General features: G+C 64.8%; 26 protein-coding genes and 3 tRNA genes. 11 read left to right on the forward strand and 18 right to left on the reverse strand.

Annotated elements, in window-relative coordinates:
• Window positions 1-17 precede the first annotated feature (17 nt).
• Window positions 18-443 carry a hypothetical protein gene (locus tag NRG74_RS09485; RefSeq protein ID WP_257706369.1) on the forward strand — a complete coding sequence of 142 codons (426 nt, stop codon included), beginning with the start codon at window positions 18-20 and terminating at the stop codon, window positions 441-443.
• Window positions 444-569: 126 nt separating this feature from the next.
• Here the strand turns inward: NRG74_RS09485 and NRG74_RS09490 are convergent, their stop codons facing one another.
• The gene (locus NRG74_RS09490) at window positions 570-857 is read right to left on the reverse strand and encodes a DUF3509 domain-containing protein (protein ID WP_007159080.1); all 288 of its coding nucleotides are present in this window, start codon (window positions 855-857) and stop codon (window positions 570-572) included.
• A 330-nt stretch (window positions 858-1,187) separates the two neighbouring features.
• On the opposite strand from NRG74_RS09490, the gene NRG74_RS09495 reads away from it, so the two are divergent.
• From NRG74_RS09495 to NRG74_RS09520, 6 genes are all read left to right on the forward strand, one after another.
• Window positions 1,188-1,583: a DUF883 family protein gene (locus NRG74_RS09495; protein WP_017639722.1), complete on the forward strand. Its 396-nt coding sequence runs from the start codon at window positions 1,188-1,190 to the stop codon at window positions 1,581-1,583.
• A gap of 15 nt (window positions 1,584-1,598) precedes the next feature.
• Window positions 1,599-1,991, forward strand: a complete 393-nt coding sequence (locus NRG74_RS09500; RefSeq protein ID WP_017639721.1) for a phage holin family protein — start codon at window positions 1,599-1,601, stop codon at window positions 1,989-1,991.
• Window positions 1,988-2,329 carry a hypothetical protein gene (locus NRG74_RS09505; protein WP_017639720.1) on the forward strand — a complete coding sequence of 114 codons (342 nt, stop codon included), beginning with the start codon at window positions 1,988-1,990 and terminating at the stop codon, window positions 2,327-2,329. Before NRG74_RS09500 ends, NRG74_RS09505 begins: the two co-directional genes overlap by 4 nt.
• A gap of 102 nt (window positions 2,330-2,431) precedes the next feature.
• Window positions 2,432-3,610, forward strand: coding sequence for an EAL domain-containing protein (locus tag NRG74_RS09510; RefSeq protein WP_257706370.1), 1,179 nt, complete (start codon window positions 2,432-2,434; stop codon window positions 3,608-3,610).
• Window positions 3,611-3,704: 94 nt separating this feature from the next.
• Window positions 3,705-5,036 carry a deoxyguanosinetriphosphate triphosphohydrolase gene (locus NRG74_RS09515; protein ID WP_027596852.1) on the forward strand — a complete coding sequence of 444 codons (1,332 nt, stop codon included), beginning with the start codon at window positions 3,705-3,707 and terminating at the stop codon, window positions 5,034-5,036.
• A gap of 11 nt (window positions 5,037-5,047) precedes the next feature.
• On the forward strand, window positions 5,048-7,669 hold the full coding sequence (locus tag NRG74_RS09520; protein ID WP_257706371.1) for a ligase-associated DNA damage response DEXH box helicase: 2,622 nt from the start codon (window positions 5,048-5,050) through the stop codon (window positions 7,667-7,669).
• On the opposite strand, the gene NRG74_RS09525 is transcribed toward NRG74_RS09520, so the two are convergent.
• Together NRG74_RS09525 and NRG74_RS09530 are read right to left on the reverse strand one after the other, a co-directional pair.
• Window positions 7,623-8,474, reverse strand: a complete 852-nt coding sequence (locus NRG74_RS09525) for a CvfB family protein (protein ID WP_068385518.1) — start codon at window positions 8,472-8,474, stop codon at window positions 7,623-7,625. The genes NRG74_RS09520 and NRG74_RS09525 overlap by 47 nt on opposite strands.
• A 323-nt stretch (window positions 8,475-8,797) precedes the next feature.
• Window positions 8,798-9,067: a hypothetical protein gene (locus tag NRG74_RS09530; protein ID WP_231356421.1), complete on the reverse strand. Its 270-nt coding sequence runs from the start codon at window positions 9,065-9,067 to the stop codon at window positions 8,798-8,800.
• 776 nt (window positions 9,068-9,843) lie between these two features.
• Here NRG74_RS09530 and NRG74_RS09535 point away from each other — a divergent pair.
• The 4 genes from NRG74_RS09535 to dacB all read left to right on the forward strand — a co-directional run bounded on the left by NRG74_RS09535 (window position 9,844) and on the right by dacB (window position 12,622).
• Window positions 9,844-10,053, forward strand: a complete 210-nt coding sequence (locus NRG74_RS09535; protein WP_007159089.1) for a cold-shock protein — start codon at window positions 9,844-9,846, stop codon at window positions 10,051-10,053.
• 104 nt (window positions 10,054-10,157) lie between these two features.
• Window positions 10,158-10,814 carry a hypothetical protein gene (locus NRG74_RS09540; protein ID WP_257706372.1) on the forward strand — a complete coding sequence of 219 codons (657 nt, stop codon included), beginning with the start codon at window positions 10,158-10,160 and terminating at the stop codon, window positions 10,812-10,814.
• A 26-nt stretch (window positions 10,815-10,840) separates the two neighbouring features.
• Complete coding sequence (locus NRG74_RS09545) at window positions 10,841-10,990, forward strand: hypothetical protein (protein WP_017639713.1); 150 nt, start codon at window positions 10,841-10,843, stop codon at window positions 10,988-10,990.
• Window positions 10,991-11,158: 168 nt separating this feature from the next.
• Window positions 11,159-12,622 carry a D-alanyl-D-alanine carboxypeptidase/D-alanyl-D-alanine endopeptidase gene (dacB, locus tag NRG74_RS09550; protein WP_017639712.1) on the forward strand — a complete coding sequence of 488 codons (1,464 nt, stop codon included), beginning with the start codon at window positions 11,159-11,161 and terminating at the stop codon, window positions 12,620-12,622.
• Between the two features lie 159 nt (window positions 12,623-12,781).
• Here dacB and NRG74_RS09555 read toward each other — a convergent pair whose 3' ends face one another.
• The 15 genes from NRG74_RS09555 to ltaE all read right to left on the reverse strand — a co-directional run bounded on the left by NRG74_RS09555 (window position 12,782) and on the right by ltaE (window position 26,005).
• A complete protein-coding gene (locus tag NRG74_RS09555; RefSeq protein WP_007159093.1) occupies window positions 12,782-12,940 on the reverse strand; it encodes a DUF3309 family protein in 159 nt (52 codons plus the stop codon).
• Window positions 12,941-13,142: 202 nt separating this feature from the next.
• The gene (locus NRG74_RS09560) at window positions 13,143-14,798 is read right to left on the reverse strand and encodes a cation acetate symporter (RefSeq protein ID WP_017639710.1); all 1,656 of its coding nucleotides are present in this window, start codon (window positions 14,796-14,798) and stop codon (window positions 13,143-13,145) included.
• Complete coding sequence (locus NRG74_RS09565) at window positions 14,795-15,106, reverse strand: DUF485 domain-containing protein (protein ID WP_017639709.1); 312 nt, start codon at window positions 15,104-15,106, stop codon at window positions 14,795-14,797. The genes NRG74_RS09560 and NRG74_RS09565 overlap by 4 nt, the downstream gene beginning before the upstream one ends.
• A 96-nt stretch (window positions 15,107-15,202) precedes the next feature.
• Entirely contained in the window at window positions 15,203-16,105 is a 903-nt protein-coding gene (locus NRG74_RS09570; RefSeq protein ID WP_257706373.1) for an efflux RND transporter periplasmic adaptor subunit, read from the reverse strand.
• A 28-nt stretch (window positions 16,106-16,133) separates the two neighbouring features.
• A complete protein-coding gene (locus NRG74_RS09575) occupies window positions 16,134-16,337 on the reverse strand; it encodes a DUF1656 domain-containing protein (RefSeq protein ID WP_042135685.1) in 204 nt (67 codons plus the stop codon).
• Window positions 16,324-18,327, reverse strand: coding sequence for an FUSC family protein (locus NRG74_RS09580; protein WP_257706374.1), 2,004 nt, complete (start codon window positions 18,325-18,327; stop codon window positions 16,324-16,326). Before NRG74_RS09580 ends, NRG74_RS09575 begins: the two co-directional genes overlap by 14 nt.
• Before the next feature lie 153 nt (window positions 18,328-18,480).
• Entirely contained in the window at window positions 18,481-19,479 is a 999-nt protein-coding gene (locus NRG74_RS09585) for a tRNA dihydrouridine synthase (protein ID WP_257706375.1), read from the reverse strand.
• A gap of 1 nt (window position 19,480) precedes the next feature.
• A complete protein-coding gene (locus NRG74_RS09590) occupies window positions 19,481-19,921 on the reverse strand; it encodes an acyl-CoA thioesterase (RefSeq protein WP_064306583.1) in 441 nt (146 codons plus the stop codon).
• Window positions 19,922-20,063: 142 nt separating this feature from the next.
• Window positions 20,064-20,140 (reverse strand) — tRNA-Arg (locus NRG74_RS09595).
• Window positions 20,141-20,200: 60 nt separating this feature from the next.
• Window positions 20,201-20,277, reverse strand: a tRNA-Arg gene (locus NRG74_RS09600).
• A gap of 106 nt (window positions 20,278-20,383) precedes the next feature.
• A tRNA-Ser gene (locus tag NRG74_RS09605) sits at window positions 20,384-20,474 on the reverse strand.
• 61 nt (window positions 20,475-20,535) lie between these two features.
• Window positions 20,536-20,721: a carbon storage regulator CsrA gene (gene csrA, locus NRG74_RS09610; RefSeq protein ID WP_007159101.1), complete on the reverse strand. Its 186-nt coding sequence runs from the start codon at window positions 20,719-20,721 to the stop codon at window positions 20,536-20,538.
• Window positions 20,722-20,876: 155 nt separating this feature from the next.
• A complete protein-coding gene (locus NRG74_RS09615; protein ID WP_068385496.1) occupies window positions 20,877-22,112 on the reverse strand; it encodes an aspartate kinase in 1,236 nt (411 codons plus the stop codon).
• Between the two features lie 84 nt (window positions 22,113-22,196).
• Window positions 22,197-24,821: an alanine--tRNA ligase gene (gene alaS, locus NRG74_RS09620; protein WP_064306584.1), complete on the reverse strand. Its 2,625-nt coding sequence runs from the start codon at window positions 24,819-24,821 to the stop codon at window positions 22,197-22,199.
• Window positions 24,822-25,006: 185 nt separating this feature from the next.
• Window positions 25,007-26,005, reverse strand: a complete 999-nt coding sequence (gene ltaE / locus NRG74_RS09625) for a low-specificity L-threonine aldolase (protein ID WP_257706376.1) — start codon at window positions 26,003-26,005, stop codon at window positions 25,007-25,009.
• Between the last annotated feature and the right edge of the window lie 6 nt (window positions 26,006-26,011).

Consider the following 26,011-nt stretch of genomic DNA (forward strand, 5'->3'; position numbering starts at 1 on the left):
AAGGATCTATGCAAACCATGGAAGGCCTGATCAGCAGTCCGGTACAGACGGCGAATCCCACGACGTTACTGGATGGCGTGGAGACGGTACCGACGCTGCAATCCGCCCAGGCTTCGCTGTACCAGCTGACCTGTGCGCGGCTCGACGAGCAGTTGGCACCGCTCAAGGTCTGGCCGACCCTGCCGGACCGTACCGGTCGATTTTCCTTCACCCTGTTGGACAGATGCGGACGCATCCTCTATCGCTCGCCGGCCTTGCGCCAGGCGCTGTATCGAGAAGAGGATCTGCTCAATGGTGTGATCGCCAGTGCGCGGCTGGCCGCCGTGCAGGCTGGACAGGGCTTTCCGTCCTGGGGTGTAGTGGACGTCGCCTGCCCTATGTATGAGCTACCTGCCACTCAACTTCCCTGTGCGGGATGCCGCCTGTTGAAGTGCAAGAGCTAAGAGAAAAGTCGCGGGAAAAACGCTCAGGGCTTTTTTGCCCTCTTTGACTCCTCAACGTTCGAGACCAACGAATACCAAGGCATTCGTACTGCAAGTCTCGCGCTGAAGCCTTCTGATGCAGAATCTTTACTCGGAATATCTCAGCATATTGGCGCCGGTGGCACGCAGCACCGCCATGGACTGTGGCGCCAGGGCGCCGGCCCGCAGCGAAACATCCTTGCGAACCTCGTCAATCACCGTCTTCAGCAGCTGGCTCTCGCCCAGTTGCCGGGCACTGACCACCCGGTTCACACGAGCGTCGTCACACTGCTGATCCTGCACCGTCAGCACGATACTGCCATCGGGGCGAGGTGCCGTAACCGAGCATTTATAAGTACTGAAAGCGGCGGTCAGTCTATCAATGGCGTTTTCCATTCTTCCCCCTGTTATTTGTCTAGAAGTGCATGGATGATCAAATACGACGCAACTGACAGTGATAGAAACAGCAAAGTTCTAGCGCTCTACTTGAATAAGACGACCAATGGCGCTAGTACGCCGTTTTGTGAGCCAGCTCTTCTAATTGACGATCAGCGGGGAACTTTTAAAGGGGCGAAATGGGTAAGGTATGACCATTCGTCCGCTGTGTGCTTGGACCTGTAGCCGCCTAGCGCGCCCTTGACGACGGCTCTGGCCCGCGGAACCTTTGGTCGGAGCCCTCACTCGAAAGGGCTGAAACGGATACCCATCGCCTATCAGGAGCGCGCCATGAACGACAAAACCCCTCCCGTGATCAAAGACGAGCTTGCTGCTGACATCCATGAGCAGGCACACAAGCAGAACACTGACCGGGTCCGTCGTCATCTGGGCGAGGCCGAGCAGGCGTTGACCGATGAATTCCACACCCTGCTGGCAGACGCCGAGCAATTGCTCAAGCACACCGCCAGCATGGCCGGTGAGCAGGCGGACGAACTGCGCGCCAAGTTGAGCTCCAGCCTGGAGCGCTCCCGCGACGTGCTCAAGACCAAGCAGGATGACCTCTACCGCCAGGGCGTCGCCGCCAAGGAGACCACCGAGGAATACGTGGTCGACAATCCCTTCAAGGCCCTTGGCATCGCCGCCGGCGTTGGCTTCCTGATCGGCCTGCTGGCCTCGCGCCGCTAAGCCTGGGGGATCACCATGGACACCTCCTCTCCTCCACGGGAGCTGCCTGACGAGGCGCCCAAGCCATCGGTCAAGCGTCTCGCCGGCGCGGTGGTAGGGCTGCTGCAGAGCCACCTGGAATTGCTGGGAATCGAGGTCCAGGAAGAGAAGGTCCGTACCTTCCAGCTGTTCCTCTTTACCGGCCTGAGTCTGATCTTCGGTCTGCTGGTGCTGGTGGGCGTTTCGGCGGCCATCATCATCGCCTTCTGGGATACCTACCGCATGACCGCGACCCTGGGTCTGTGCGCCTTCTATGCCGTGGCGCTGGTGATCTGCATCCTGCGGGCACTGAGCCTGGTCAAGGGTGCCGCCCCTTTCCACGCCACCCTGGAAGAACTCAATCGCAACCGGGAGCGCCTACTGCCATGAACCAGCCGCTCAGCTCCGCCACCAGCCAGGCCAAGCGCAAGGAACTGGTCAGGCTGCGCATGGAGATGTATCGCCAGCAGCTGATCTACAACGCTCAGCCCCTACACAATCCCATCAGCCTTATCGGCGATCTGGTACGACCCAACCGGGACAAGGTGACCAGTTCAGCGAAGAAGCCCCTGATGTTGGGTGCCACGGTGTTCCTGTCGCTGTTTGGCAAGCGCCTCGGCGCCGTGGGTCGCCTGGCCCGTATCGGTCTGGCGCTCTATCCCATCGTCAATCGCCTGCAGAATCGGCACCGCGAACAGGCGGACCAGCCGCTGCCACCGCCTCGTTAGAACGAACGGCTCCCCAGGGAGCCGTTTTCACGGGTGGCATCCTTATCGCATGCTGGCTATCCCGCCACGCATTCCACTGCGGTCAGACGATAAGGAATCACCGTGCTACCAGGTCAACCCACTGCCTTCTTCCAACCCTTCATCGATACGGCGACTGGACGCATTGCCGGCGTCGAGGCACTTGGCCGACTGCGGCAGGCCGACGGCACCTACACCTCTGTCGGTCCGTTGTTTGCCGATCCCCATACCCCGACCCCGGATCTGCTGCAGCTGGACCGCACCTTGCGGGAAGACGCTCTGCAGCGCTTCGCCAGCGCCCCGGATGACTGGTTTCTCAGCCTCAACCTCTCGCCGCGCTGGATCAGCCAGCTGGACGATGGCGTCGAGTTACCCAGTCTGGCGCAGCTGCAGCGCTCCGGCATCGCGCCGACGCGCATCGTCTACGAGATCACCGAGGCAGCCGGCGATCTGCCGAGCCTGACCCAGGCCGTCGCCCGCTATCGCGAACGCGGCATCCGCATCGCCATCGACGATTTCGGCTCCGGCTATTCGCAACTGGATCGGGTGCTGGATCTGCAACCGGATATCCTCAAGCTGGACATGCGGTTGTTCCAGGCCGCCGCGCGGGGTGGCCCCCGGGGCGAGGCGGTCAAGGCGCTGGCGCAGATGGCCGAGAAAACCGGTTGCTGGCTGATCGCCGAGGGCGTGGAGACCGAGACCGAACTCGACTTCGCCCTGGAGTGCGGCGCCCGCTACGTCCAGGGCTTCCTCTTCGCCGAGGCCACCGCCGAGCTGGGTGCAAGCGACAGCCATCAGCAGCGCTTCGCCGCCCTGCGCAGTCGCTTCGTCGACGGCAAGCTGGCCCAGCAGACCCGGCTGCTTGAATTGCGCCAGCAGTTAGCCGAATTCGTCACCCAGCTCAGACCCTGGGCGGAACACGGCGGTCCCCTGAGCGCCCTGCCCGATCCCCAGGCGTTTCCCGGGCTGCTGCGCATCTACCAGTGCGACCGCACCGGCACCCAGATCACCCCGAATCTGGAGTGGAACGGCATGTTCTGGCGCGAGAATCGCCGCTACCTCAATCACAACTGGTCCTGGCGCCCCTACTTCTATGCCCTGCTGGCCGAAGGCTGGAACGAGCGCCGCCTGGCGCTTTCGACGGTCTATCGCGATGCCACCACCAACCAGTACTGCCTGACCGCCAGCCAGTTCCTGGAAAGCGGCCAGCGCCTGCTGCTGATCGACCTGGATGCCAGTCAATTGCCGGGCTTTGCCAAGTAAGCGGTGATGATCGTATGTTGCCGAGGTCAGAACGCAGAAGCGCCGAACGGCAATCGTCGGCGCTCCCCCTATCGGTGATAGCTCGAGGACGGCCTTGGACTGGCAGACACTTCTTATCCGCGAACGGCTGGGCAAACCCCTGCACAGCCCGGATGAACTGGGGCGCAGCCCCTTTCACAAGGACCACGATCGCATCATCTTTTCCGGCGCATTCCGCCGCTTGGGACGCAAGACCCAGGTGCATCCCGTCACCAGCAACGATCACATTCATACCCGCCTGACCCACAGCCTGGAGGTGAGCTGCGTCGGCCGCTCCCTGGGCATGCGCGTGGGCGAGAGTCTAAGAGGCGCCCTGCCCGAGTGGTGCGATCCGAGCGACCTCGGCATGGTGGTGCAATCCGCCTGCCTGGCCCATGACATCGGCAATCCGCCCTTCGGCCATTCCGGCGAAGACGCCATCCGCTACTGGTTCACCCAGGCCGCCGGCCGCGGCTGGCTGGACGACATGAGCGAGGCGGAGCGCCAGGACTTCCTGCACTTCGAGGGCAACGCCCAGGGCTTCCGGGTGCTGACCCAGCTCGAATACCACCAGTTCGACGGCGGCACCCGCCTGACCTACGCGACCCTCGGTACCTATCTCAAGTACCCTTGGACGTCACGCTATGCCGCGGCGCCTGGCTACAAGAAGCACAAGTTCGGCTGCTACCAAAGCGAGCTGCCGCTGCTGGAGCAGATCGCCGAGAAACTCGAACTGCCGCTGCTGGGTCCGGAACGCTGGGCACGGCATCCGCTGGTCTACCTGATGGAGGCCGCCGACGACATCTGCTATGGGCTGATCGATCTGGAAGACGGCCTGGAGATGGAGCTGCTGGACTATGCCGAGGTCGAGGCGCTGCTGCTGGGCCTGGTCGGCGACGACCTACCGGAAACCTATCGGCAACTCGGCCCCAAGGATTCGCGGCGGCGCAAGCTGGCCATCCTGCGTGGCAAGGCCATCGAACACCTGACCAACGCCACCGCCCGTGCCTTCGTCGACCAGCAGGACGCCCTGCTCGCCGGCACCCTGGGCGATGACCTGGTCGAACACATGGCCGGCCCGGCCAAGCTCTGCGTGCAGCGCGCCAAGGCGCTGGCCCGGGAAAAGATCTTCCACGACAAGCGCAAGACGCTGCATGAGATCGGCGCTTACACCACCCTGGAAATCCTGCTCAACGCCTTCTGCGGCGCGGCCCTGGAACAACATCGCGGGCGCGAGCCCTCCTTCAAGAGTCGGCGCATCCTCGACCTGCTGGGCAACAGCGCGCCCGATCCTTCCTGGACGCTGCACCAGGCCTTCATGCGGGTGATCGACTTCATCGCTGGCATGACCGACAGCTATGCCACCGCCATGGCGGCCGAGATGACCGGGCGTTCGAACCCGGTTTAAGGAGCGCCACGATGACCACCGCACCCCGCACGCGCAAGGGCCCCGGCAGTCGCTGGCTGGCCGCCCAGGGCTGGAAGGCCTTTCCCTTCCAGCGCGAGGTGGCCAAGGCCATCGCCGCCGGGGAGTCCGGCCTGCTGCACGCCACCACCGGCTCGGGCAAGACCTACGCCGTCTGGCTGGCCGCCCTGGATGCCTTCGTCGCGCCCAGGCCGATCACGGCCAAGGGCCTGCCCAGCAAGCGCAAGCAGGCGCCACCGCCGCTCACCGTGCTCTGGTTGACGCCCATGCGCGCCCTGGCGGCGGATACCCTGCGCGCCCTGGAGCGCCCGGTGCTCGACGAGGAGCTGGAATGGACCCTGGGCCTGCGTACCGGGGACACCGGCAGCAGCGAGCGCGCCCGGCAGAATCGCCGGCTGCCGACGGCCCTGGTGACCACGCCCGAAAGTCTGTCGCTGCTGCTGTCGCGGGAGGACGCCCAGGAAGCCCTGGGTCATGTCCGCCTGGTGGTCATCGATGAATGGCACGAACTGCTCGGCAACAAGCGCGGTACCCAGACCCAACTCGCCCTGGCCCGTCTGCGGCGCTGGAATCCCGGGCTGCAGACCTGGGGCCTGTCGGCCACCCTCGGCAACCAGTCCCATGCGCTGGACGTGTTGCTGGCCGGCGCTCCGGGGCATTTGGTGCAGGGTCGCCAGGACAAGCGCCTGCAGGTGGACACCCTGTTGCCCGAGGGCGGCGTCGAGCGCTTCGCCTGGGCCGGGCACCTGGGCATGCGCCTGCTGCAGCAGGTGATCCGCGAACTGGAGGACAGCCCCACCACCCTGGTCTTCACCAACACCCGCGCCCAGACCGAACTCTGGTACCAGGCGCTGCTGCAGGCGCGTCCGGACTGGGCCGGCCTGATCGCCCTGCACCATGGCTCCATCGAGAAACAGGCCCGCGAGTGGGTGGAGAGCGGCCTTAAGAATGGCCAGCTCAAGGCGGTGATCTGCACCTCCAGCCTTGACCTCGGCGTGGACTTCCTGCCCGTGGAGCGGGTACTGCAGATCGGCTCACCCAAGAGCATCGCCCGACTGCTGCAACGCGCCGGCCGCAGCGGCCATGCCCCGGGCCGCGCCTCTCGCGCGACCCTGGTCCCCACCTACAGCCTCGACCTGCTGGATGCGGCGGCCACCCGCCGTGCCATCACGGCGGGCGAGATCGAGGCGCGCACCGCACCCGCCAAGCCCCTGGATGTCCTGGTGCAGCACCTGGTGACTGTGGCCCTGGGGGGCGGCTTCGAGCCGGACGATCTGCTGCCGGAGATCCGCAGTGCCTGGGCCTATCGCCACCTCAGCGACGGCGAGTGGATCTGGGCACTGGCCTTCGTTCGCAACGGGGGCGCTTCCCTGTCGGCCTACCCGGATTACCGCCGCGCCGAACCAGACGCCGAGGGCATCTGGCGCGTCCCCGACAAGCAACTGGCCAAGCGGCATCGGCTGGGCATCGGCACCATCGTCAGCGAGACCAGCCTCAATGTGCAGTTCTGGTCCAAGGGCGGCGGTGGCAATCGCCTGGGCAACATCGAGGAAGGCTTCATCGCCCGGCTGCGACCCGGCGATCACTTTCTCTTCGCCGGTCGTACCCTGGAACTGGTGCGGGTGGAGAACATGACGGTGTACGTGCGCCGCGCCAGCGGGCGCAAGGCCGCCATCCCGCGCTGGAGCGGCAGTCGCATGCCGCTTTCGGACACCCTCGCCAAGCACGTCCTGGCGCTGTTGGAAGACGCCGAGGCACAGCGCTACGAGAGCCCGGAAATGCGCCTGCTGCAACCGCTGCTGGATGTACAGCGGCAGTGGTCGGCCCTGCCCAGCGCTCATTACCTGCTCGCCGAGACCCTGGAATCCCGCGAAGGCTCGCACCTGTTCCTCTATCCCTTCGCCGGGCGCCATGCCCACCTGGGGCTGGCCAGCCTGCTGGCCTGGCGCCTGGCGCAGCGGCGCCCCTGCACCTTTTCCATCGCCGTCAATGACTACGGCCTGGAACTGGTCTCGCCGGTCAGCCTGGACTGGCAGGAGCTGCTCGATGCCAGTCTCTTCACCACCGACAACCTGGTCAGCGATACCCTGGCCAGCCTCAACGCCGCCGAACTCGCCCAGCGCCGCTTTCGCGAGATCGCCCGCATCTCCGGGCTGATCTTTTCCGGCTACCCAGGGGCGCACAAGAGCAATCGCCAGTTGCAGGCCAGCAGCAGCCTCTTCTATCAGGTGTTTCGCCAATACGATCCCGATAACCTGCTGCTCGGCCAGGCCCAGACCGAGGTCCTGCGCCAGGAACTCGATGCCGACCGCTTGCAGCAGACCCTGACTCGGACCGGCGCCCTACCCCTGCGCCTGGTCACCCTGGACCATCCCTCGCCCTTCGCCCTGCCACTCATGGTCGAGCGACTGCGCGAGAGCCTGAGTTCGGAAAAGCTGGCCGACCGCATCACCCGCCTGGTCGGCGATCTGGAACGCGAAGCCGGGCCGGACGAGCGAGCCCGCACCTTCGATCCCGAATCCCTGGTGCAACCCAGCCACGACAGCGATCTGACGCCGCGTCGCGGCGCTAGTCCGCGGCGTCCTCGCGTACAGAAATCCGGTCGTCCTCGATAACGATCCGGCCCTGGCGATAGAGATGGCCGATGGCCTTCTTGAAGTTGCCCTTGCTGACGCCGAACAGCTGATGGATCAGGGCCGGCGGACTGCTGTCGCTGAGTTCCAGCACCCCTCCCCGCGCCTTGGCCAAGCTGATGATCTGCTCGGCGAGATCGGTACCGGCGGCGGCCCCCTGGGGCTGCAGGGTCAGGCTGATCTTGCCGTCCGCCCGTATCTCGCGAATGAAGCCGCGCTCGCGCTGGCCCAGGCGCAGCGGCTTGAAGGCCTCGTTGCGATGCACCAGCCCCCAGTGCTTGTTGTCGACGATCACCTTATAGCCGAGGTCGGTCTGCTCGACGACCAGCAGCGGTACCGGTTGGCCGACCTTGTAGCGCGCCGGCTCGCGATCCAGATAGCGATCCAGCCGCGCGGTGGCGACGATCCGCCGGGTGCGAGTGTCCAGGTGCACGTGCACCACGCAGTGATCGCCCACCTGCAGCGGCCGCTTCTCTTCGGAGTGCGGCAACAGCAGGTCCTTGGGCAGACCCCAGTCGAGGAAGATCCCTACCCGACCCACCTCTACCACCCGTAGGCTGGCGAAGCCGCCGACCTGTACCTTCGGCTTCTCGGTGGTGGCGATCAGGCGGTCTTCGCTGTCCAGATAGAGGAAGACGTTGAGCCAGTCGCCTTCGGCGCAGGGTTCGTCCCTCGGCGCATAGCGACGCGGCAGCAGCACCTCGCCGTCGTTGCCGGCATCCAGGAACAGGCCGATGGGGGTATTGCGCAAAATCTGCAAGCTGTTGAAGCGACCCAACAAGGCCATGAGTGGAGACTCCTGTAGAAAGCGGTGCATTTTACCGCGATCAGCAAAGCCACTGCTTGCTCGCTACCCTGGCCCCTTGAAAGGATCGCTCAGTATCGTGCGAAGTCTTGATGGCCGCCGGGTGTCGCCCGGGTAGCGAACCTCGACCCGATGCGACGCTATCTCGGCACGGTTTGGCGCCATGCCCTGCTGGAGACCTACCTGCCGTTCACAGCGGATGGAGCCTGCTGACGTCCGGGCAGCGCTGCTTGCATGAAAGTGATCGGCGCTTGCTCGATAGACGCCTTCTCACCGACTCAACCCGCATCCAGTGACAGCCAGATTCAGGCGGTCAGGCAATCATCGGCGAGTGGAATTTCGATGAAGAGACCAACGGTGTCAGCCTCGACCCGCATGGCTGCCACCACCGCATTCAGCAAGAACGGATTGGTAGCCTGCTCGTTGGTCACTATTCGCTGGGTCAGCTTGATCGACTGCTGGGCATGGTAGACAGCTACCAGTATTTCATTGAGGTTCAGGCGACGAAGCTCGACCCGGTATCCGGCGAGTCCGTGGCCCAATGCGCGTCCTGCGCATTCGAGACCGTTTTTCACGGTAAATCCTTGAACCCTTGCGGTTCGGGGTAATGAATCGAACGAAATAATAGCATCTAGCCACTACCCACATTGAGCAGGCCGTCACCGTTTCGACACCACTGGCCTATGGCGACAGCGAAAACGAGGAGCCTTTGCCCGCAACCACTGAGCGTCCGCTTCGACCGGCTGAAAACTTTCCCGTAGCCGGGACCCGCTCCTAGGTACCAACCGCGCTTGAGTACCATCCCGGTCACGAAAAGACTCTGGATAAACCTCAGCTGGCCGAATCGCGCCGCCTGGAACCCCGAACGATGGCCTTGGCAGAATGCGGGTGGGCAACACGATAGGATGGAAGAGACAGATCCTCACAGGCTCCTGAAAACCTGAATAATCAGCCCTCACGCACTACTGATTGCCGGGCACGATGCACTGCCCAGCGACTCGGCCAACGACACCCTGCGTCAGGGAAACGATTCAGCACGGATCCTTTTCGGCAGCCGACAGGCCCATGCCCAGGATTGCGATACGCCTCCCCTGCGCCAACAGCCGTTTGCCCGCTCTAGCCACCACTTCGACCATGGTCGCTAAAGTCAACATCGAGCAGCTCAAAGGTCTTGTTTTGCGCAAGCCAGTCTGAGACCATCCATCGCTGTCAGGTGAGGCTGTCTCTACAAAGCGGCTCACCTGTCGAGAACCTGGAGTACATCAGGGCCAGCTTTCGCGGCATGGGTTTCTCCTCGTTTCAAAACTGTCGTCCTTCGGACAACAACGTCATCTTATTCAAGGAGAAATCCATGTCTACTCGCCAAACTGGCACCGTCAAGTGGTTCAACGACGAGAAAGGCTTCGGCTTCATCACCCCCCAGAGCGGCCCGGACGTGTTCGTTCACTACCGTTCCATTCAGGGTAACGGCTTCAAGAGCCTGCAAGAAGGCCAGGCCGTTTCCTTCCTGGTCGTGCAAGGCCAGAAAGGCCTGCAGGCCGATGAGGTGCAGGTGATCTAATCACCCGCCTTCTCGAAAAAGCCCAACCCCCGGTTGGGCTTTTTTTTGCGCGGACGTCGGCCAACCAACGTTCGCAATAGCGACCTAGGGATGAGGTGCGTCTTGTGAAAACCTTCGCTGCCCTGCTCTGCCTGCTCCTGCTCGCCGGTTGCGCCGCCTTTCCCGGTGACGAACTCCCTTCCCAGCCGTTCCGCGCTCCCGCGAGCGAGCGACAGCAGCGTCCCAAGGTCCTGGTGGAGTTCAATTTCTATCGAGGCGAGGTCGAAGACGCCAAGGAGGCGACCTCCATCGCCGTGGCCCGCGAAGGCCTGAAGCCCAGGCTGCGCCAAGTCCTGGAGCACTCCCAGCTGTTCGACCGTATCATCCTGGTGCCGGAGCCCGGCAGGCCGGACGACGCCTTGCTGCGCCTCAAGCTCTACAACAGCACCTCCTATGCCGCGGCCATTGCCAGCGGCCTGATCACTGGTGCCACCTTCTTTCTCGTCCCGGGTACCGCCAGGGACGACTATGTACTGACCGCCGAGTGGCTAGCGCCGGGGGGCAGCACGCCCACCCGCGTGCGCAATGCCAGCTCGGTGCGCACCTGGATGGGGGTCTGGTTCCTGCCCCTGGCCGCCAGCCATCAGGCCGGCACCGCCATCGAGGACACCTTCGCGCGGCAGGTCAACGAGGCCCTGCGGCAATTGCAGGCCGCCGGCGTGTTCACCGACCACTCCTCGCCCCAGGGGAACGGCGAAACGCCTGCACCGGTCACACCTTGACCGGCAATCAAGCAGACGAGGATCCCATGGCCGAAGAAAAGCGCAAAGCCGACGAACGCGAACTGCCCAAGGACGAAAAGCCCCTGCGCACCGAGCACGCCAAGACCGATGACGGACGCGATCCGCCTTCGCCCAACAGTCCGGACCGCACCAAGGACGCCACGGGCTACAACTGATCCCGCCCTTTCCAGACACGACCGCCAAGGCGGTCGTTTCTTTGTCTGCGTGCTGCCCCTTGGGATTGGCTCGTCCCGCCCTCCTTACTGCATAATGCCCGCACTCCGACGTCTATCGGCCCCTTTTCTCTTCAACTAGGCCGGTACCCTGCCAAGGTGTGTGTCCCGATGCGAAAGACTTTCCGATCTCTGGGCCTGCTGCTGAGCTGCTGCGCCCTGGGCTTTTCCCTGCCCGTCAGTGCCGATACCTCCTACCTGCCGCCGCGAATCGAAAAGGCGATGCAGACCAACAAGATTCCCGGTAGCGATCTGTCGCTGGTGATGCTGCCCCTCGACGGCCCGGGCGAAAACGACTACTACAACGCCGACGTCTCGGTGAATCCGGCGTCGACCATGAAGCTGATCACCACCTATGCCGCCCTGGAACTGCTGGGCCCCACCTACCAGTGGAGGACCGAGTTCTATACCGACGGCACCCTCAAGGACGGCATCCTCAACGGCAACCTCTATCTCAAGGGTGGCGGCGATCCCAAGCTGAACATGGAGCGCCTCTGGCTGCTCATGCGCGACCTGCGCGCCAATGGCGTGCTGGAGGTCACCGGCGACCTGGTGCTGGATCGTGGCCGCTTCGTGAAACCCAATCTGCCGGCCTTCAACGATGACGGCGAAGACGAGAACAAGACCTTCCTGGTGGGGCCGGATTCGCTGCTGGTGAACCTGAAATCGGTACGCATGGTGGTGCGCTCGGCCGATGGCCGCGTCAGCGTCTCCATGGATCCACCGCTGACCAACGTCAACATCGACAACCAGATGCGCGCCACCGGCAAGAGCGGCTGTCCCGCCTGGCCGGACGTGCGTTTCAATCCGGTGCCCCAAGCCGATGGCAGCACCAGCCTCATCGTCAGCGGCCAGTTGCCGGACGGCTGCAACGCCCAGAGCTATCTGTCGCTGCTCGATCACCCGGCCTACACCGCCGGCGCAGTACGGGCCATCTGGCAGGAGCTGGGCGGCAGCATCAAGGGCCGCACCCGCGAGGGCAGCGTGCCGCGCAACGCCGAGGTACTGGCGCGGGCCTTCTCGCCCGATGTGGTGGAGATCATTCGTGACATCAACAAGTACAGCAACAACACCATGGCCCAGCAGCTGTTCCTGTCCATCGGCGCGCAATTCCGCACCTCGGCGGATGCCGACGACGGCAAGGCGGCGCTGCGGGTCATCCGCTCGTGGCTGGCGCGCAAGGGCATCAATGCCAGCCACCTGATCATGGAGAACGGCTCGGGCCTGTCCCGCGCCGAGCGGGTCAGCGCGCGGGAGATGGCGGAGATCCTCAGATCGGCCTGGCAGAGCCCCTATGGGCCGGAGTTCATCTCCTCGCTGCCGCTGGCCGGCATGGACGGCACCCTGCGCAAACGCATGAAGAATTCGCCGCTGACCGGCCAGGCGCACATGAAGACCGGCACCCTGAACAACGTGCGCGCCCTGGCAGGCTTCGTCCGGGACGCCAATGCCCGCAACTGGGTGGTGGTCGCCATCCTCAACAGCAGCCGTCCCTGGGGTGCCTCCTCCATCCTGGACGAGGTCGTGCTGGATCTCTATCTGCGCAGCCGCCAGGACGGCGCGGTCGCCAACTGACGCGCAAAACAAAACCGGCGTCTGCTCACGCAGACGCCGGTTTTGTTTACAGCACTCGGCAAGGCAGGCCGGAAAGCCGACGTTACCGCGCTGCACCGCATTGGGCAAGACCTTTGTCCAATGCATCCTTGTGGGGCATTTTCAGGCCGCGGCTACGGCCTAGATCATGCCGAGCAAGAGCAGCACCAGCAGGACCACCAGGATGGCGCCCACGATGCCGGACGGGCCATAGCCCCAGCTGCGCGAATGGGGGAACACTGGAAGTCCGCCGATGAGCAGGACCAGCAGCACCAGAACCAGGATGGTCGAGAGAGTCATCTGCCATTCTCCATGAAGGCCAGGGGTCGACCGCCGTCGTAACAGGTTGCTACGAAGCGACGGGCCTGTTCCATGGACCCGCGCCAGCGGCGGAAAATTCCGAAGTCGTCAGGCGACCTCTGCCATCCCTCGATCCACCGGTGTTCCCGGCAAAAAAAAGCCCGGATCAGGGATCCGGGCTCGGTCTTGGTGCAGGTATCTATCAGTGCGAGACGGCGCCGCTGGCCCCCAGACCGGTCTGGGATCTGACGAACTGCGGGTAGAAGCGCGCGCGCTCTTCTTCGGCAGCCGCCGACTTGTCGGTGATGGAGAAGAACCAGATGCCGATGAAGGCCACGGCGATGGAGAACAGCGCCGGGTATTCATAGGGGTAGATCGGCTTGGCATGACCGAGGATGGTCACCCAGATGGTCGGGCCGAGCACCATCAGGGCCACCGCGGTGATCAGGCCGAGCCAGCCACCGATCATGGCGCCCCGCGTGGTCAAGCGCTTCCAGTACATCGAGAGCAGCAGGATGGGGAAGTTGCAGCTGGCGGCGATGGAGAAGGCCAGGCCCACCATGAAGGCGATGTTCTGCTTCTCGAAGAGGATGCCCAGGGCAATGGCGACTACGCCCAGCGCCACGGTGGTCATCTTGGAGACGCGAATCTCGTCCTTCTCGTTGGCCTTGCCCTTCTTGATCACGCTGGCGTAGAGGTCATGGGAGACCGCCGAAGCACCGGCCAGGGTCAGACCGGCCACCACCGCCAGGATGGTGGCGAAGGCCACCGCCGAGATGAAGCCCAGGAAGATGCTGCCGCCCACGGCGTTGGCCAGGTGCACCGCCGCCATGTTGTTGCCGCCCAGCAGGGCGCCGGCGGCGTCCTTGAAGGCCGGGTTGGTGCTGACCAGCAGGATGGCGCCAAAGCCGATGATGAAGGTCAGGATGTAGAAGTAGCCGATGAAGCCGGTGGCGTAGAACACGCTCTTGCGGGCTTCCTTGGCGTCGCTCACGGTGAAGAAGCGCATCAGGATGTGCGGCAGGCCGGCGGTGCCGAACATCAGCGCCAGCCCCAGGGAGAAGGCCGAGATCGGATCCTTCACCAGGCCGCCGGGGCTCATGATGGCCTCGCCTTTCGGATGCACGGCGATGGCTTCGGCGAACAGTCGGTTGAAGTCGAAGCCGACGTGCTTCATCACCATGAAGGCCATGAAGCTGGCGCCGGACAGCAGCAGCACCGCCTTGATGATCTGCACCCAGGTGGTGGCCAGCATGCCGCCGAAGAGGACGTAGAGCACCATGAGGATGCCCACCAGCACCACGGCCAGGGTGTAGTCCAGGCCGAACAGCAGCTGGATCAGCTTGCCGGCACCGACCATCTGGGCGATCAGGTAGAGGGCGACCACCACCAGCGAACCGCAGGCGGACAGGGTACGGATGTCCTTTTGCTTGAGGCGATAGGACGCCACGTCGGCGAAGGTGTACTTGCCCAGGTTGCGCAGGCGCTCGGCGATCAGGAACAGGATGATAGGCCAGCCCACCAGGAAGCCGATGGAGTAGATCAGGCCGTCGTAGCCGGAGGTGAACACCAGGGCGGAAATGCCCAGGAAAGAGGCGGCCGACATGTAGTCACCGGCGATGGCCAGACCATTCTGGAAACCGGTGATGCGCCCGCCAGCGGCGTAGTAGTCCGCCGCCGAGCGGTTGCGCTTGGAGGCCCAGTAGGTGATACCCAGGGTGGCGCCGACGAAGGCCACGAACATCAGGATGGCGGAGACGTTCAGGGGTTGGCGCTGGACCGCGCCGCTGATGGCGTCGGCCGCCCACAGCGAAGGCGAGAGGGCCAGCAGTGCAGCGGCCAGGGAAAGACGTCTCATGGCTGCACCTCCCGGAGGATTTCCGCGTTGAGCCGATCGAATTCGCCATTGGCCCGGCGTACATAGATACCGGTCAGGACGAAGGCCGACAGGATCAGACCGACGCCCAGGGGGATACCCCAGGTCATGGCGGTCTCCGCATGGATACGGGTACCGAGGACCCTGGGGGCGAAGGCAATCAGGAGAATGAAGGCGGAATAGAGTCCGAGCATGATGGCGGAGAGCGTCCAGGCAAAGCGCCCGCGCTTGGTCACCAGTTCTTGGAAACGCGGACTGGCTTCAATCCGCCGGTAGGTGCTGTCATTCATTATTGTTGTTCCTTACAGCATGACGGGAGCGTCGAGCTCTACTCTAGGCCCGCCCGGTAAGGCTTCCAGACGACTTTAGTCGTACCTTCTCCGACCTCAGTAATCCCAGAGCCGACGCCAGCCCTGCAGCGGGTGGTGACCCTCGCCATCGAGCACCGAGACGCTCGCCGTCATCCCCGCGCTGAGGTGGATATCCGCCGGTACGTCCAGCAGTTCGATGCGCACCGGAATGCGTTGCGCCAGGCGCACCCAGTTGAAGGTCGGCTCGACGTTGGCCAGCAACTGGGCATCGTTGGCCGCATTGCGATCGGTGATGCCGCTGCTGATGCTCGCCACCCGCCCCTGCAGCGGCGCCGCCTGATTCATCAGGCGCACCCGTACCCCATCACCGGGGTGGATATGGGGGATCTTGGTTTCCTCGAAATAGGCCATGACGTAGAAGGAACGGGTATCCACCAGCGCCATCACCGCCTGGCCGGTCTGCACATAGTTGCCCTCGGCGAATCTGAGGTTGGTGATCCGCCCCTCCCGCGGCGCCAGCACCCGGCTGCGATCCAGGTTGATCTGGGCCAGGTTCACGTCGCTCAGGGCTTCCTGGTACTGGCTGCGGGCGACGGCGACATTGACCTGGGCGGTCTCGCGGTCCTCCGCGCTGATGGCACTGGTACCCAGACGTTGGCGCCGGGCCGCCTCGCTTTCGCGCAGACGCAGTTGCTGCTGGCGCGTATCGGCCACCGCCTTGGCATGGTCGAGATTGGCCTGATAGCGCTGCTGGTCGATCTGCAGGAGCAGATCGCCGCGCTTTACCAGCTGGTTGTCCACCACTGCCAGGCGCGTCACCCAGCCGGACACGTCGGGCGCCACCACCACCACGTCCGCCCGTACCCGCGCATCGCGGGTCCAGGGGGTGTAGAGATAGAAATGCCACAGCCAGGTGCCGGCCAGGATGGCGAGCAGTACCACGCTCAGGGTTATCGCCACACGCAGGGTCTTGTGCATCGCCTTGGGGATCCTCTTGTCAGGGGGCTCAGGTGGCCAGGACGGCGACGAGGCCGGCCAGCCAGAGCACGAACAGCGCACAGCCGAACAGGGCGCTGTGCCACAGATGGCGGCCGAGGCCGCTGCGCTGCAGCAGCCACAGCGACAGCGCCGTCAGCAGCAGCGCCAGGACGCCATAGACGAACAGCGGCCCCAGATAGACCCCGCCGATGGCCCATTCATGCAGATTCATCCGCGCCCTCCTCCGCTACCGCTTTCAGACAACAGCCACGCCAGGTCTGCTGGAGCTGGCCGATGGCGCCGCGCGCCAGGCGATGCGGCTCATCGTCGGGGGCCTGGCCCAGCGCCACGCGCAGGCGCTGGGCCGCCGTGTCCAGCGCGTCCGGCTGCAGGTCATCGAAGCCGACCGCCAGTTGCTCGGCGAAGCGCCCGAGAAAGGCATCCCGCGCCCGTGCCACTTCGCCCCGGGCACCTGCCAGGCAGGCGCGCAGGTGCAGCAGCTCGTTGCCCAGATCGAGCGCCAGCAGGCCCCGCTCCCAGCGGCCGCGTTCGCTGGCCGACAACTGCTCGATATGCCGCGCCAGCAGCAGCAGGCGATCCGCCATCCGCCCGCCGAACCAGGTCTCGGCATTGGCCAGGGGGACCGTGGTCAGCCGCTGCAGGTCGTGGGTGGTGGCCTCGAGGATCCGGCGACTGGTGCGCCGCGGCGTGCGCAGACTGATCAGCCGGAACATGAGCACGGCCGAACCGACGCCGATCAGCAGACTCTGCAGCTGGTTGAGCAAGGCACCCATCTCCACCTGGCCGTGGTTGTTGGGCGAGACCAGCACCAGCAGATGGATGGCGAAGGCCGTCGCTGTCCCAACCACGCTGGGAGGCCCGGCCATCCCCAGGGCGGCAAAAAACAGCGGCACCCCCAGCACCAGGCACAGCAGCGGATAGCCGCTGATCTGCGGCAGCAGCACCTGGCTGATCAGGATGGCGACCGGCGCCGCATAAAGAATGCCCCGCAGGAAACCGAGGCCGATGGCGGCGGCGTTGTCGCGATTGGCGAACAGGCTGCAGATGACGCCGGCCATCAGCATGGCGCCTGGCGCGGACGGCCAGGCACTGGCCAGCCAGAACACCCCCACGGCCAGCAACGCACAGGCGCTGCGCAGGCCATAGAGCAGCGCCGTCTGGACATCGCGATGGCGGGCTAGCGCCGAGGGCGCCACGGCGCTGAGCCGGGCCGTATGGACGCTGTCCAGAGCGCGACCGGCGAGCAGGATCTTGTCCAGCAGGATGGCGAAACGGGCCAGCAGGTAGCGCTGGTCGTTGTCGAGTTGCGGCGAGGTGCCGGCAGCCTCTCGCAGACGCTGTAGGAGGGCTTCCAGGGCCGGAGCCTGGGGGTCGGCCAGGGTCGTGAGCAGTTCGTCGCGCCAGGGCTGCAGGACGGCCCTCCGCGGCTCGTCCAGGCCACGCCACTGGCGCATGGCGCCGCGAGCGGTCCGCAACAGGCTGAGCAGGTCCCGCGACAGCAGCCGCAACGCCCTGGCGCGCTGCCGGCCGCGCTGGCCTTCGAACCAGGCGTGATCGCGCTGGGCATCCACCGCCACCACCTGACCGAGCATGGCCAGCAGGCCCTGGGTTGCATCCTGGGCCTCGGCCAGCTCCGCCCGGGCGGCAGCCACGCCCTGTTCCCAGGTGCGGCGTGCCTGGACAGCCAGATTCTGCTCCACCCGTTGCGGCCAGAACAGCGCACTCACCGCCGAGGCCACGACGATACCCAGGCAGATCTCGGTACAGCGGGCCACCGCCTGATCGAACACCGTCAGCGGATGGGCGATGGCGGGCAGGCCGATGATGGCGACCGTATAGCCGGCCAGCACGAAGCCATAGGCGACGTGATTGCGCAGCAGGGTCGAGGCCGCCGTGCACAGCGCCATCCAGCCGGCCAGCGCGAGCAGGAACAGCCAGGGCGTCTGGGCGAAGAAGCCCATCAGCACCACCGCCATGCAGGTGCCGACGAGGGTGCCGAGCAGGCGGAACAATCCCTTGGCCAGCACCATGCCGGACAGCGGCTGGGAGACGATCATCACTGTCATGCAGGCCCAGACCGGTTGTTCGACACTGAAGCGAAAGGCCAGCCAGAGCGCCAGTCCGGCGGCGAACAGGGTCTTGCCGGCAAAGAGGAGCGCCGTCGGCGTGGGAGCGAGAAAGACCGTCCAGGGTAGACGCACGTCGGCTCTTGGATTGCGGGGGATCCAGCATAGGCCGCGCGGCCCAGGCGAAGTTCCAGCGGTTATGCCGGACGAAAAAAAGGCGACCCGGGGTCGCCTGAAGTGCCTTGCGTGCTCGAGCGACGACGCTCCGTCGTCACCACTCCCTGCAGACTAGCCGAGTTGCAGCCGCCGCTCTTGATCGAGATCAAGGTTTGCCGGGTTTTGTCCGGTCATGCCAAGCAGGCGGTCGATCAGGGCGCAATCGGATTCGCGCCGCACCTGGGCGAACAGGGCCGCAGCCTCGGGATAGCTGCGCGTCAGCATGCCAAGCCACTGCTTGAGGCGTCCCGGGGCATAGCGCGGTGCCAGCTTGCGTTGCGCCATGCTCCAGAAGCGCTGCACCCGCGGCAGGATCTCGGCCCAGCTCTGCGGGACGGCTTCTTCTCCGCGTACGGCAGCGGCGATCTGCAGCGCCAGGTCCGGTCGCGAGACCAGACCGCGCCCCAGCATCACCGAGGCCTGGCCGCTGACGCTGCGACAGCGCCAGTAGTCGTCCAGGGTCCAGATCTCGCCATTGGCCAGCACCGGCACGGACACCCGGTCAGCCACCCGCGCCACCCACTCCCAGTGCGCCGGCGGACGATAACCCTCGACCTTGGTCCGCGCATGGACCACCAGTTGCGCCGCGCCCCCCTCCGCCAGCGCCTCGGCGCAGGCCAGGGCGCCGTTCGGGCTGTCATAGCCCAGGCGCATCTTGGCGGTGACCGGAATGTGCGCCGGAACGGCCTGACGCACGTTCTCGACGATCCGGTTGAGCAGTTCCGGCTCCTTGAGCAGCACCGCGCCGCCGCGGGACTTGTTGACGGTCTTGGCCGGGCAGCCGAAGTTGAGGTCGATCACCGGTGCGCCCAGGGTGCAGGCGAAGGCCGCATTGTCGGCCAGGCAGGCCGGATCCGAGCCCAGCAGTTGCACGCGCATGGGGGTGCCCGATGGCGTACGCGCCCCCTGCCCCAGCTCCGGCGCCAGCTTGGCGAAGGCCGCCGCTGGCAGCAGGCGATCGCAGACACGGATGAATTCGCTCACGCACCAGTCGAGTCCACCGACTTCGGTCAGCAACTCGCGCAGGATGTCGTCGACGAGTCCCTCCATGGGCGCCAGGGCGATCTCCATGTCAGACGTCCTCGCCGGGCAGCGCCTGACCGTAACCGGCCAGGAACTCAGGTGGCATACGCTTGGGCTTGCCGGAAGACAGCTCGATGCAGACGAAGGTCGTCCGAGCGCGCAGCAGGGTCACGCCATCGACGGGACGCTGCAGCTGGAATTGCCGGGTCATGCGCAGACGGCGATCCCAGTCCACCAGCCAGGTGCCGAGCACCAGCTCATCGTCCTGGTAACCGCTGCTGAGGTAGTCGATCTCGTGGCGCACCACGGCCATGGCGCGATCCAGGCGCTGGAAGGTGGCCAGGTCCAGGCCCAGGGCCGCCGAATGCTGCCAGGCGCACTGTTCGAGCCAGCTGACGTAGACGGCATTGTTGGCATGGCCCAGGCCGTCGATGTGCTCGGCACCGATGCGCAGCGGCAGGAGATGGGGCGTCGGTCTGTCCCACTGCATGATGAGACCCTCTCGCGGGCAAGGTCGAAAGACGGAAGGCCAGGCCGAACGGGATCCTGGCCAGGTCATCGGTCGCGGATACTGGCATGAATCCGCGGACAATAAAAAAGGGCCTGCATCGCTGCAGGCCCTTCTTCATGTTTGGCGCACTCGGGAGGATTCGAACCTCCGACCGCTCGGTTCGTAGCCGAGTACTCTATCCAGCTGAGCTACGAGTGCGTTTCGGTGAGTTTAGCCAGAACACCGCTGGTACTGCTGAAGCCAGAGGCTTCGTCGATTTGGCGCACTCGGGAGGATTCGAACCTCCGACCGCTCGGTTCGTAGCCGAGTACTCTATCCAGCTGAGCTACGAGTGCGTTGAAGCTGCGTATTCTAGCTTCCGTTTCTGACGTGTCAAGCAAATTTGCTTGTTTATCAGGTACTTACCATTTGGTCAGTACAGCGGAGCCAGTTTGAAGCAAATGGCGGTGAGGGAGGGATTCGAACCCTCGACACCCTTTTGAGGTGTACTCCCTTAGCAGGGGAGCGCCTTCGGCCACTCGGCCACCTCACCGCAACGGGGCGAAACTATATCGAAGGTTTGCCCGTTTGCAAAGAGAAAAATTCAAAAAAAATCAGTGGTTTGGTTCTTGGTCCTTTTCCTTCTGGATGCGCTGGTAGATTTCCTCGCGATGAACCGCGACTTCCTTGGGTGCATTGACGCCAATGCGGACCTGGTTGCCCTTGACTCCCAGTACCGTCACGGTGACTTCGTCACCCACCATCAGGGTCTCACCAACCCGACGAGTCAAAATAAGCATTCCATTCTCCTTAAGCTTTAACTCAGTCTGCACGTATGAACCGAAACGATCCCTGAATGGACCCTCTAGTCGCTATTGACCTCTGTCCATGCAAGTAAAGTTCCGCAAGAGCCGCGATAGATGAGGCCCCTGTGGCAGGGACCTCGCTTGGCGGGTCACTCGGCGCCGCGTGCGGGGGCGTCGAGCTCGAAAGCGGTGTGCAGCGCGCGAACGGCCAGCTCGAGGTATTTCTCCTCGATGACCACCGACACCTTGATCTCGGAGGTGGAGATCATCTGGATGTTGATGCTCTCCTTGGCCAGGGCTTCGAACATCTGGCTGGCCACGCCGGCGTGGGATCTCATGCCGACGCCGACGATGGAGACCTTGGCGATCTTGATGTCGCCCACAGACTCCCGGGCCCCGATCTCGACGCCGGTGCGCTTGAGGATCTCCAGCGCCGCCTGGTAGTCGTTGCGGTGCACGGTGAAGGTGAAGTCGGTGGTGTTATCGTGCGCGACGTTCTGCACGATCATGTCGACTTCGATGTTGGCCGCGCTGATCGGGCCGAGGATCTTGAAGGCCACGCCGGGGGTATCCGGCACACCGCGAATGGTCAGCTTGGCTTCGTCACGGTTGAAGGCGATGCCGGAGATGATCGGCTGTTCCATGGATTCCTCTTCATCAAGGGTAATGAGGGTGCCCGGACCCTCCTGAAAGCTGTGCAGCACGCGCAGCGGCACGTTGTACTTGCCGGCGAATTCCACCGAGCGGATCTGCAGCACCTTGGAGCCGAGGCTGGCCATTTCCAGCATTTCCTCGAAGGTGATCTTGTCCAGCCGCTGGGCCTGGGGCACCACGCGCGGATCGGTGGTGTAGACGCCGTCGACGTCGGTGTAGATCTGGCATTCGTCGGCCTTCAGCGCGGCCGCCAGGGCCACGCCCGTGGTGTCGGAGCCACCACGGCCCAGGGTGGTGATGTTGCCCTGCTCGTCGACGCCCTGGAAGCCGGCTACGACCACGACCTTGCGCGCCTTGAGGTCGGCGCGGATGCGGGCATCGTCGATCTGCTGGATGCGCGCCTTGGTGTGGGCGCTGTCGGTGAGGATGCGCACCTGGCTGCCCGTGTAGGAGACCGCCTGGACGCCGCGCTTGAGCAGCGCCATGGTCAGCAGACCGATGGTGACCTGCTCGCCGGTGGAGACCATGACATCCAGCTCGCGCGGATCGGGTTGCTCCATGATCTGCTTGGCGAGGCCGATCAGGCGGTTAGTCTCGCCACTCATGGCCGACACCACCACGACGATCTGGTCGCCCGCTTCATGGAAGCGTTTCACCTTGTCGGCGACCTGCTCGATACGCTCCACCGTACCCACCGAGGTACCGCCGAATTTCTGTACGATCAATGCCATTGCTTGCTGCCCGTCCGCAGAAAAATCTGATTCATGTTGTTGAGGGAGGAAGCGGGCCGCCCTCCCCGGCGACCCGCAGCGCTCTTAGAGGCTTTCCTCGGCGTACTGGCCGGCACAGGCCAGGGCCGCTGCGAGCTGGCTGGCATCGGTGCCGCCGCCCTGGGCCATGTCAGGACGACCACCGCCCTTGCCCCCGACCACGGCCGCGGCGCGCTTCATCAGCTCGCCGGCCTTGAGCTTGGCGGTCAGGTCGGCGGTGACGCCGGCCACCAGCACCACCTTGCCGTCGGCTTCGCCACCGAGCAGGATCATGCCGCTGCCCAGCTTGTTCTTGAGCTGGTCGACCAGCGCCAGCAGCGCCTTGCCGTCGAGGCCGTCGAGACGCGCGGTGAGCACCTTGGCGCCCTTCACATCCTGCGCCTGGTCCACCAGGTCACCGGCCGAGGCACTGGCGGCCTTGGCCTTGAGCTGCTCGATTTCCTTTTCCAGCTGGCGATTGCGCTCGACCAGCGCGGCCAGCTTGTCCAGCACGTTGTCGCGGCTGCCCTTGAGCAGGCTGGCGGCTTCGCGCAGCTGTTCCTCGGCGCCGTTGAGATAGGCCAGGGCCGCGGTGCCGGTGATGGCTTCCACGCGGCGCACGCCGGAGGCCACGCCGCCTTCGCTGACCAGCTTGAGCAGGCCGATGTCGCCGGTCTGGGCGACGTGGGTACCGCCGCACAGCTCGACGGAGAATTCACCGCCCATGCCGACCACGCGCACCACATCGCCGTATTTCTCGCCGAACAGCGCCATGGCGCCACGGGCCTTTGCCTCGTCGATGGCCATGACCTCGGTGGTCACCGCGCTGTTCTTGCGGATCTCTTCGTTGACGATGGTCTCGATGCGCTTGAGCTCCTCGGGCTTGATGGCCTCGAAGTGGCTGAAGTCGAATCTCAGGCGCTGGTCGTTGACCAGGGAGCCCTTCTGGTGGACATGGTCGCCCAGCACCTGGCGCAGCGCGGCGTGCAGCAGGTGGGTACCGGAGTGGTTCAGGGCGATGCCCTGGCGGCGACCGGCATCCACCTGGGCCATGAGCGCGGTGCCGACGTTGAGGCTGCCCTTGGTCACTACGCCATGGTGCAGGAAGGCGCCCTGGGTCTTGGTGGTGTCGCGCACGGCAAAGCCAACGCCGGCGCTTTCCAGGAAACCGGTATCGCCGACCTGGCCACCGGATTCACCGTAGAACGGCGTCTGGTCGAGGATGACCACGCCCTCTTCGCCTTCGGCCAGGCTGTCCACTGGCTGACCGGCACGGTACAGGGCGACGATGGTGCCCGAGGCGCTGGTGGTGTCGTAGCCGAGAAAACGGGTTTCGCCCTCGACCTTGACCAGGCTGTTGTAGTCCACGCCAAAGGCGCTCGCGGAGCGGGCCCGCTCGCGCTGGGCCTCCATCTCGCGTTCGAAGCCGGCCTCGTCGAGATTCAGGTTGCGCTCGCGGGCGATGTCGTTGGTCAGGTCGACCGGGAAGCCGTAGGTGTCATAGAGCTTGAACACCACGTCGCCGGGGATGGTGTCGCCCTGCAGTTGCGCCAGATCCTGTTCGAGGATCTTCAGGCCCTGCTCCAGGGTCTTGGCGAACTGCTCTTCCTCGGTACGCAGCACACGCTCGATGTGGGCCTGCTGCTGGACCAGCTCGGGATAGGCCTGACCCATCTCGGCCACCAGGGCGGCGACGATCTTGTGGAAGAAGGTGCCCTTGGCGCCCAGCTTGTTGCCGTGACGGCAGGCACGCCGAATGATGCGGCGCAGCACATAGCCACGGCCTTCGTTGGACGGCAGCACGCCATCGGCGATCAGGAAGCTGCAGGAGCGGATGTGGTCGGCCACCACCTTGAGCGACGGGGCGTCGTCGTTGGCGCAACCGATGGCCTCGGCGGAGGCTGCCAGCAGCTGCTGGAACAGGTCGATCTCGTAGTTCGAATGCACGTGCTGCAGCACGGCGCTCACCCGCTCCAGACCCATGCCGGTGTCGACGCTGGGCGCCGGCAGCGGATGCAGGACGCCATCGGCGGTGCGATTGAACTGCATGAAGACGTTGTTCCAGATCTCGATGTAGCGATCGCCGTCTTCTTCCGGCGAACCGGGCGGGCCGCCCCAGATCTCGGGGCCATGGTCGAAGAAGATCTCGGTGCAGGGACCGCAGGGACCGGTGTCACCCATGGTCCAGAAGTTGTCCGACGCATAGGGCGCGCCCTTGTTGTCGCCGATGCGCACCATCTGCGCCGCGGGCACCCCGACTTCCTTGGTCCAGATGTCGTAGGCCTCGTCATCGGTGGCGTAGACGGTGACCCAGAGCTTTTCCCGGGGCAGACCCAGCCACTGTGGCGAGGTGAGGAATTCCCAGGCGAAGGTGATGGCGTCGCGCTTGAAGTAGTCGCCGAAGCTGAAGTTGCCCAGCATCTCGAAGAAGGTGTGGTGACGCGCCGTGTAACCGACGTTCTCCAGGTCGTTGTGCTTGCCGCCCGCGCGCACGCACTTCTGGCTGGTGGCAGCGCGGGTGTAGCTGCGCTTTTCCATGCCGAGGAAGCAGTCCTTGAACTGGTTCATCCCGGCGTTGGTGAACAGCAGGGTCGGATCGTTCGCAGGGATCAGCGAACTGGAGGCGACCCGGGTGTGCCCCTTCTCTTCGAAGAAGCGGAGGAAGGCTTCACGGATTTCGGCGCTTTTCATATTCATTCCAGACAATGGGCTTTTCGACGCGCGTGACGGGCATCCGACTGGATCGCAGACGAGACGAACGGAGCGGGCGCCGCAGACGCGGCACGTGCGGAAAACGGACACGCATGCCTGGGAGTATATCGACGCCTGCGCCCCGGTGTCGCCCCGGTTGCGCAGGAAAAACGTCGTCGGAAGACTTAGCGGTGGCGGTAGACGGCGAAAGCGGCGATGACCGCCTCGATATCGGCAGCGTTAACGTCCAGATGGGTGACCAGGCGCAGGCGTGGGGCCGGACTGATGCGGATGCCGCGTGCGGCGAGGAAGGCCTGCAGGGCGAGTGCTTCGTTACCCATGGCGAGGTAGACCATATTGGTCTGCACCGGCTCCACCTGGTAGCCGAGTTCGGCCAGGGCGGTGCCGAGCTGGGCGGCATGGGTGTGGTCTTCGGCCAGGCGCTCGACCTGGTGGTCGAGCGCATGCAACCCCGCCGCTGCCAGCATGCCGGCCTGGCGCATACCGCCGCCGACCACCTTGCGCCAGCGACGCGCCTTGGCGATCAGCTCGGCATCGCCGCAGAGTACCGAACCCACCGGTGCACCGAGACCCTTTGACAGGCAGATCGACACCGAATCGAAATGCTGGCTGATCTCGCGCACCGGCACGCCCAGCTTGACCGCGGCGTTGTACAGCCGCGCGCCGTCCAGGTGCAGGGCCAGGCCGTGCTCCCGGGTGAAGGCGCGTGCCGCCGTCAGATAGGCCAGCGGCAGGACCTTGCCGTGCATGGTGTTTTCCAGCGCCAGCAGCCGGGTACGGGCGAAGTGGAAGTCGTCGGCCTTGATGTAGCTGCGCACGAGGTCGAGATCGAGACTGCCGTCGGCGGCCATCTCGATGGGCTGCGGCTGGATGGAGCCGAGCACCGCGGCGCCGCCACCTTCGTACTTGTAGGTGTGGGCCTGCTGGCCGACCAGGTACTCGTCGCCCCGCTCACAGTGCGCCAGCAGGCCGAGCAGATTGCTCATGGTGCCGCTGGGCACGAAGAGTCCGGCCTCCAGGCCGAGATCGCCCGCCAGACGCTGCTCCAGTCGGGTAACGGTCGGGTCTTCGCCATAGACGTCATCGCCGAGTTCGGCGTCCAGCATCGCCTGGCGCATGGCCGGCGTGGGCTGGGTGACGGTATCGCTGCGCAGATCGATCATACAGGC

Source organism: Pseudomonas oryzihabitans (assembly GCF_024652905.1).
GTDB lineage: Bacteria > Pseudomonadota > Gammaproteobacteria > Pseudomonadales > Pseudomonadaceae > Chryseomonas > Chryseomonas benzopyrenica.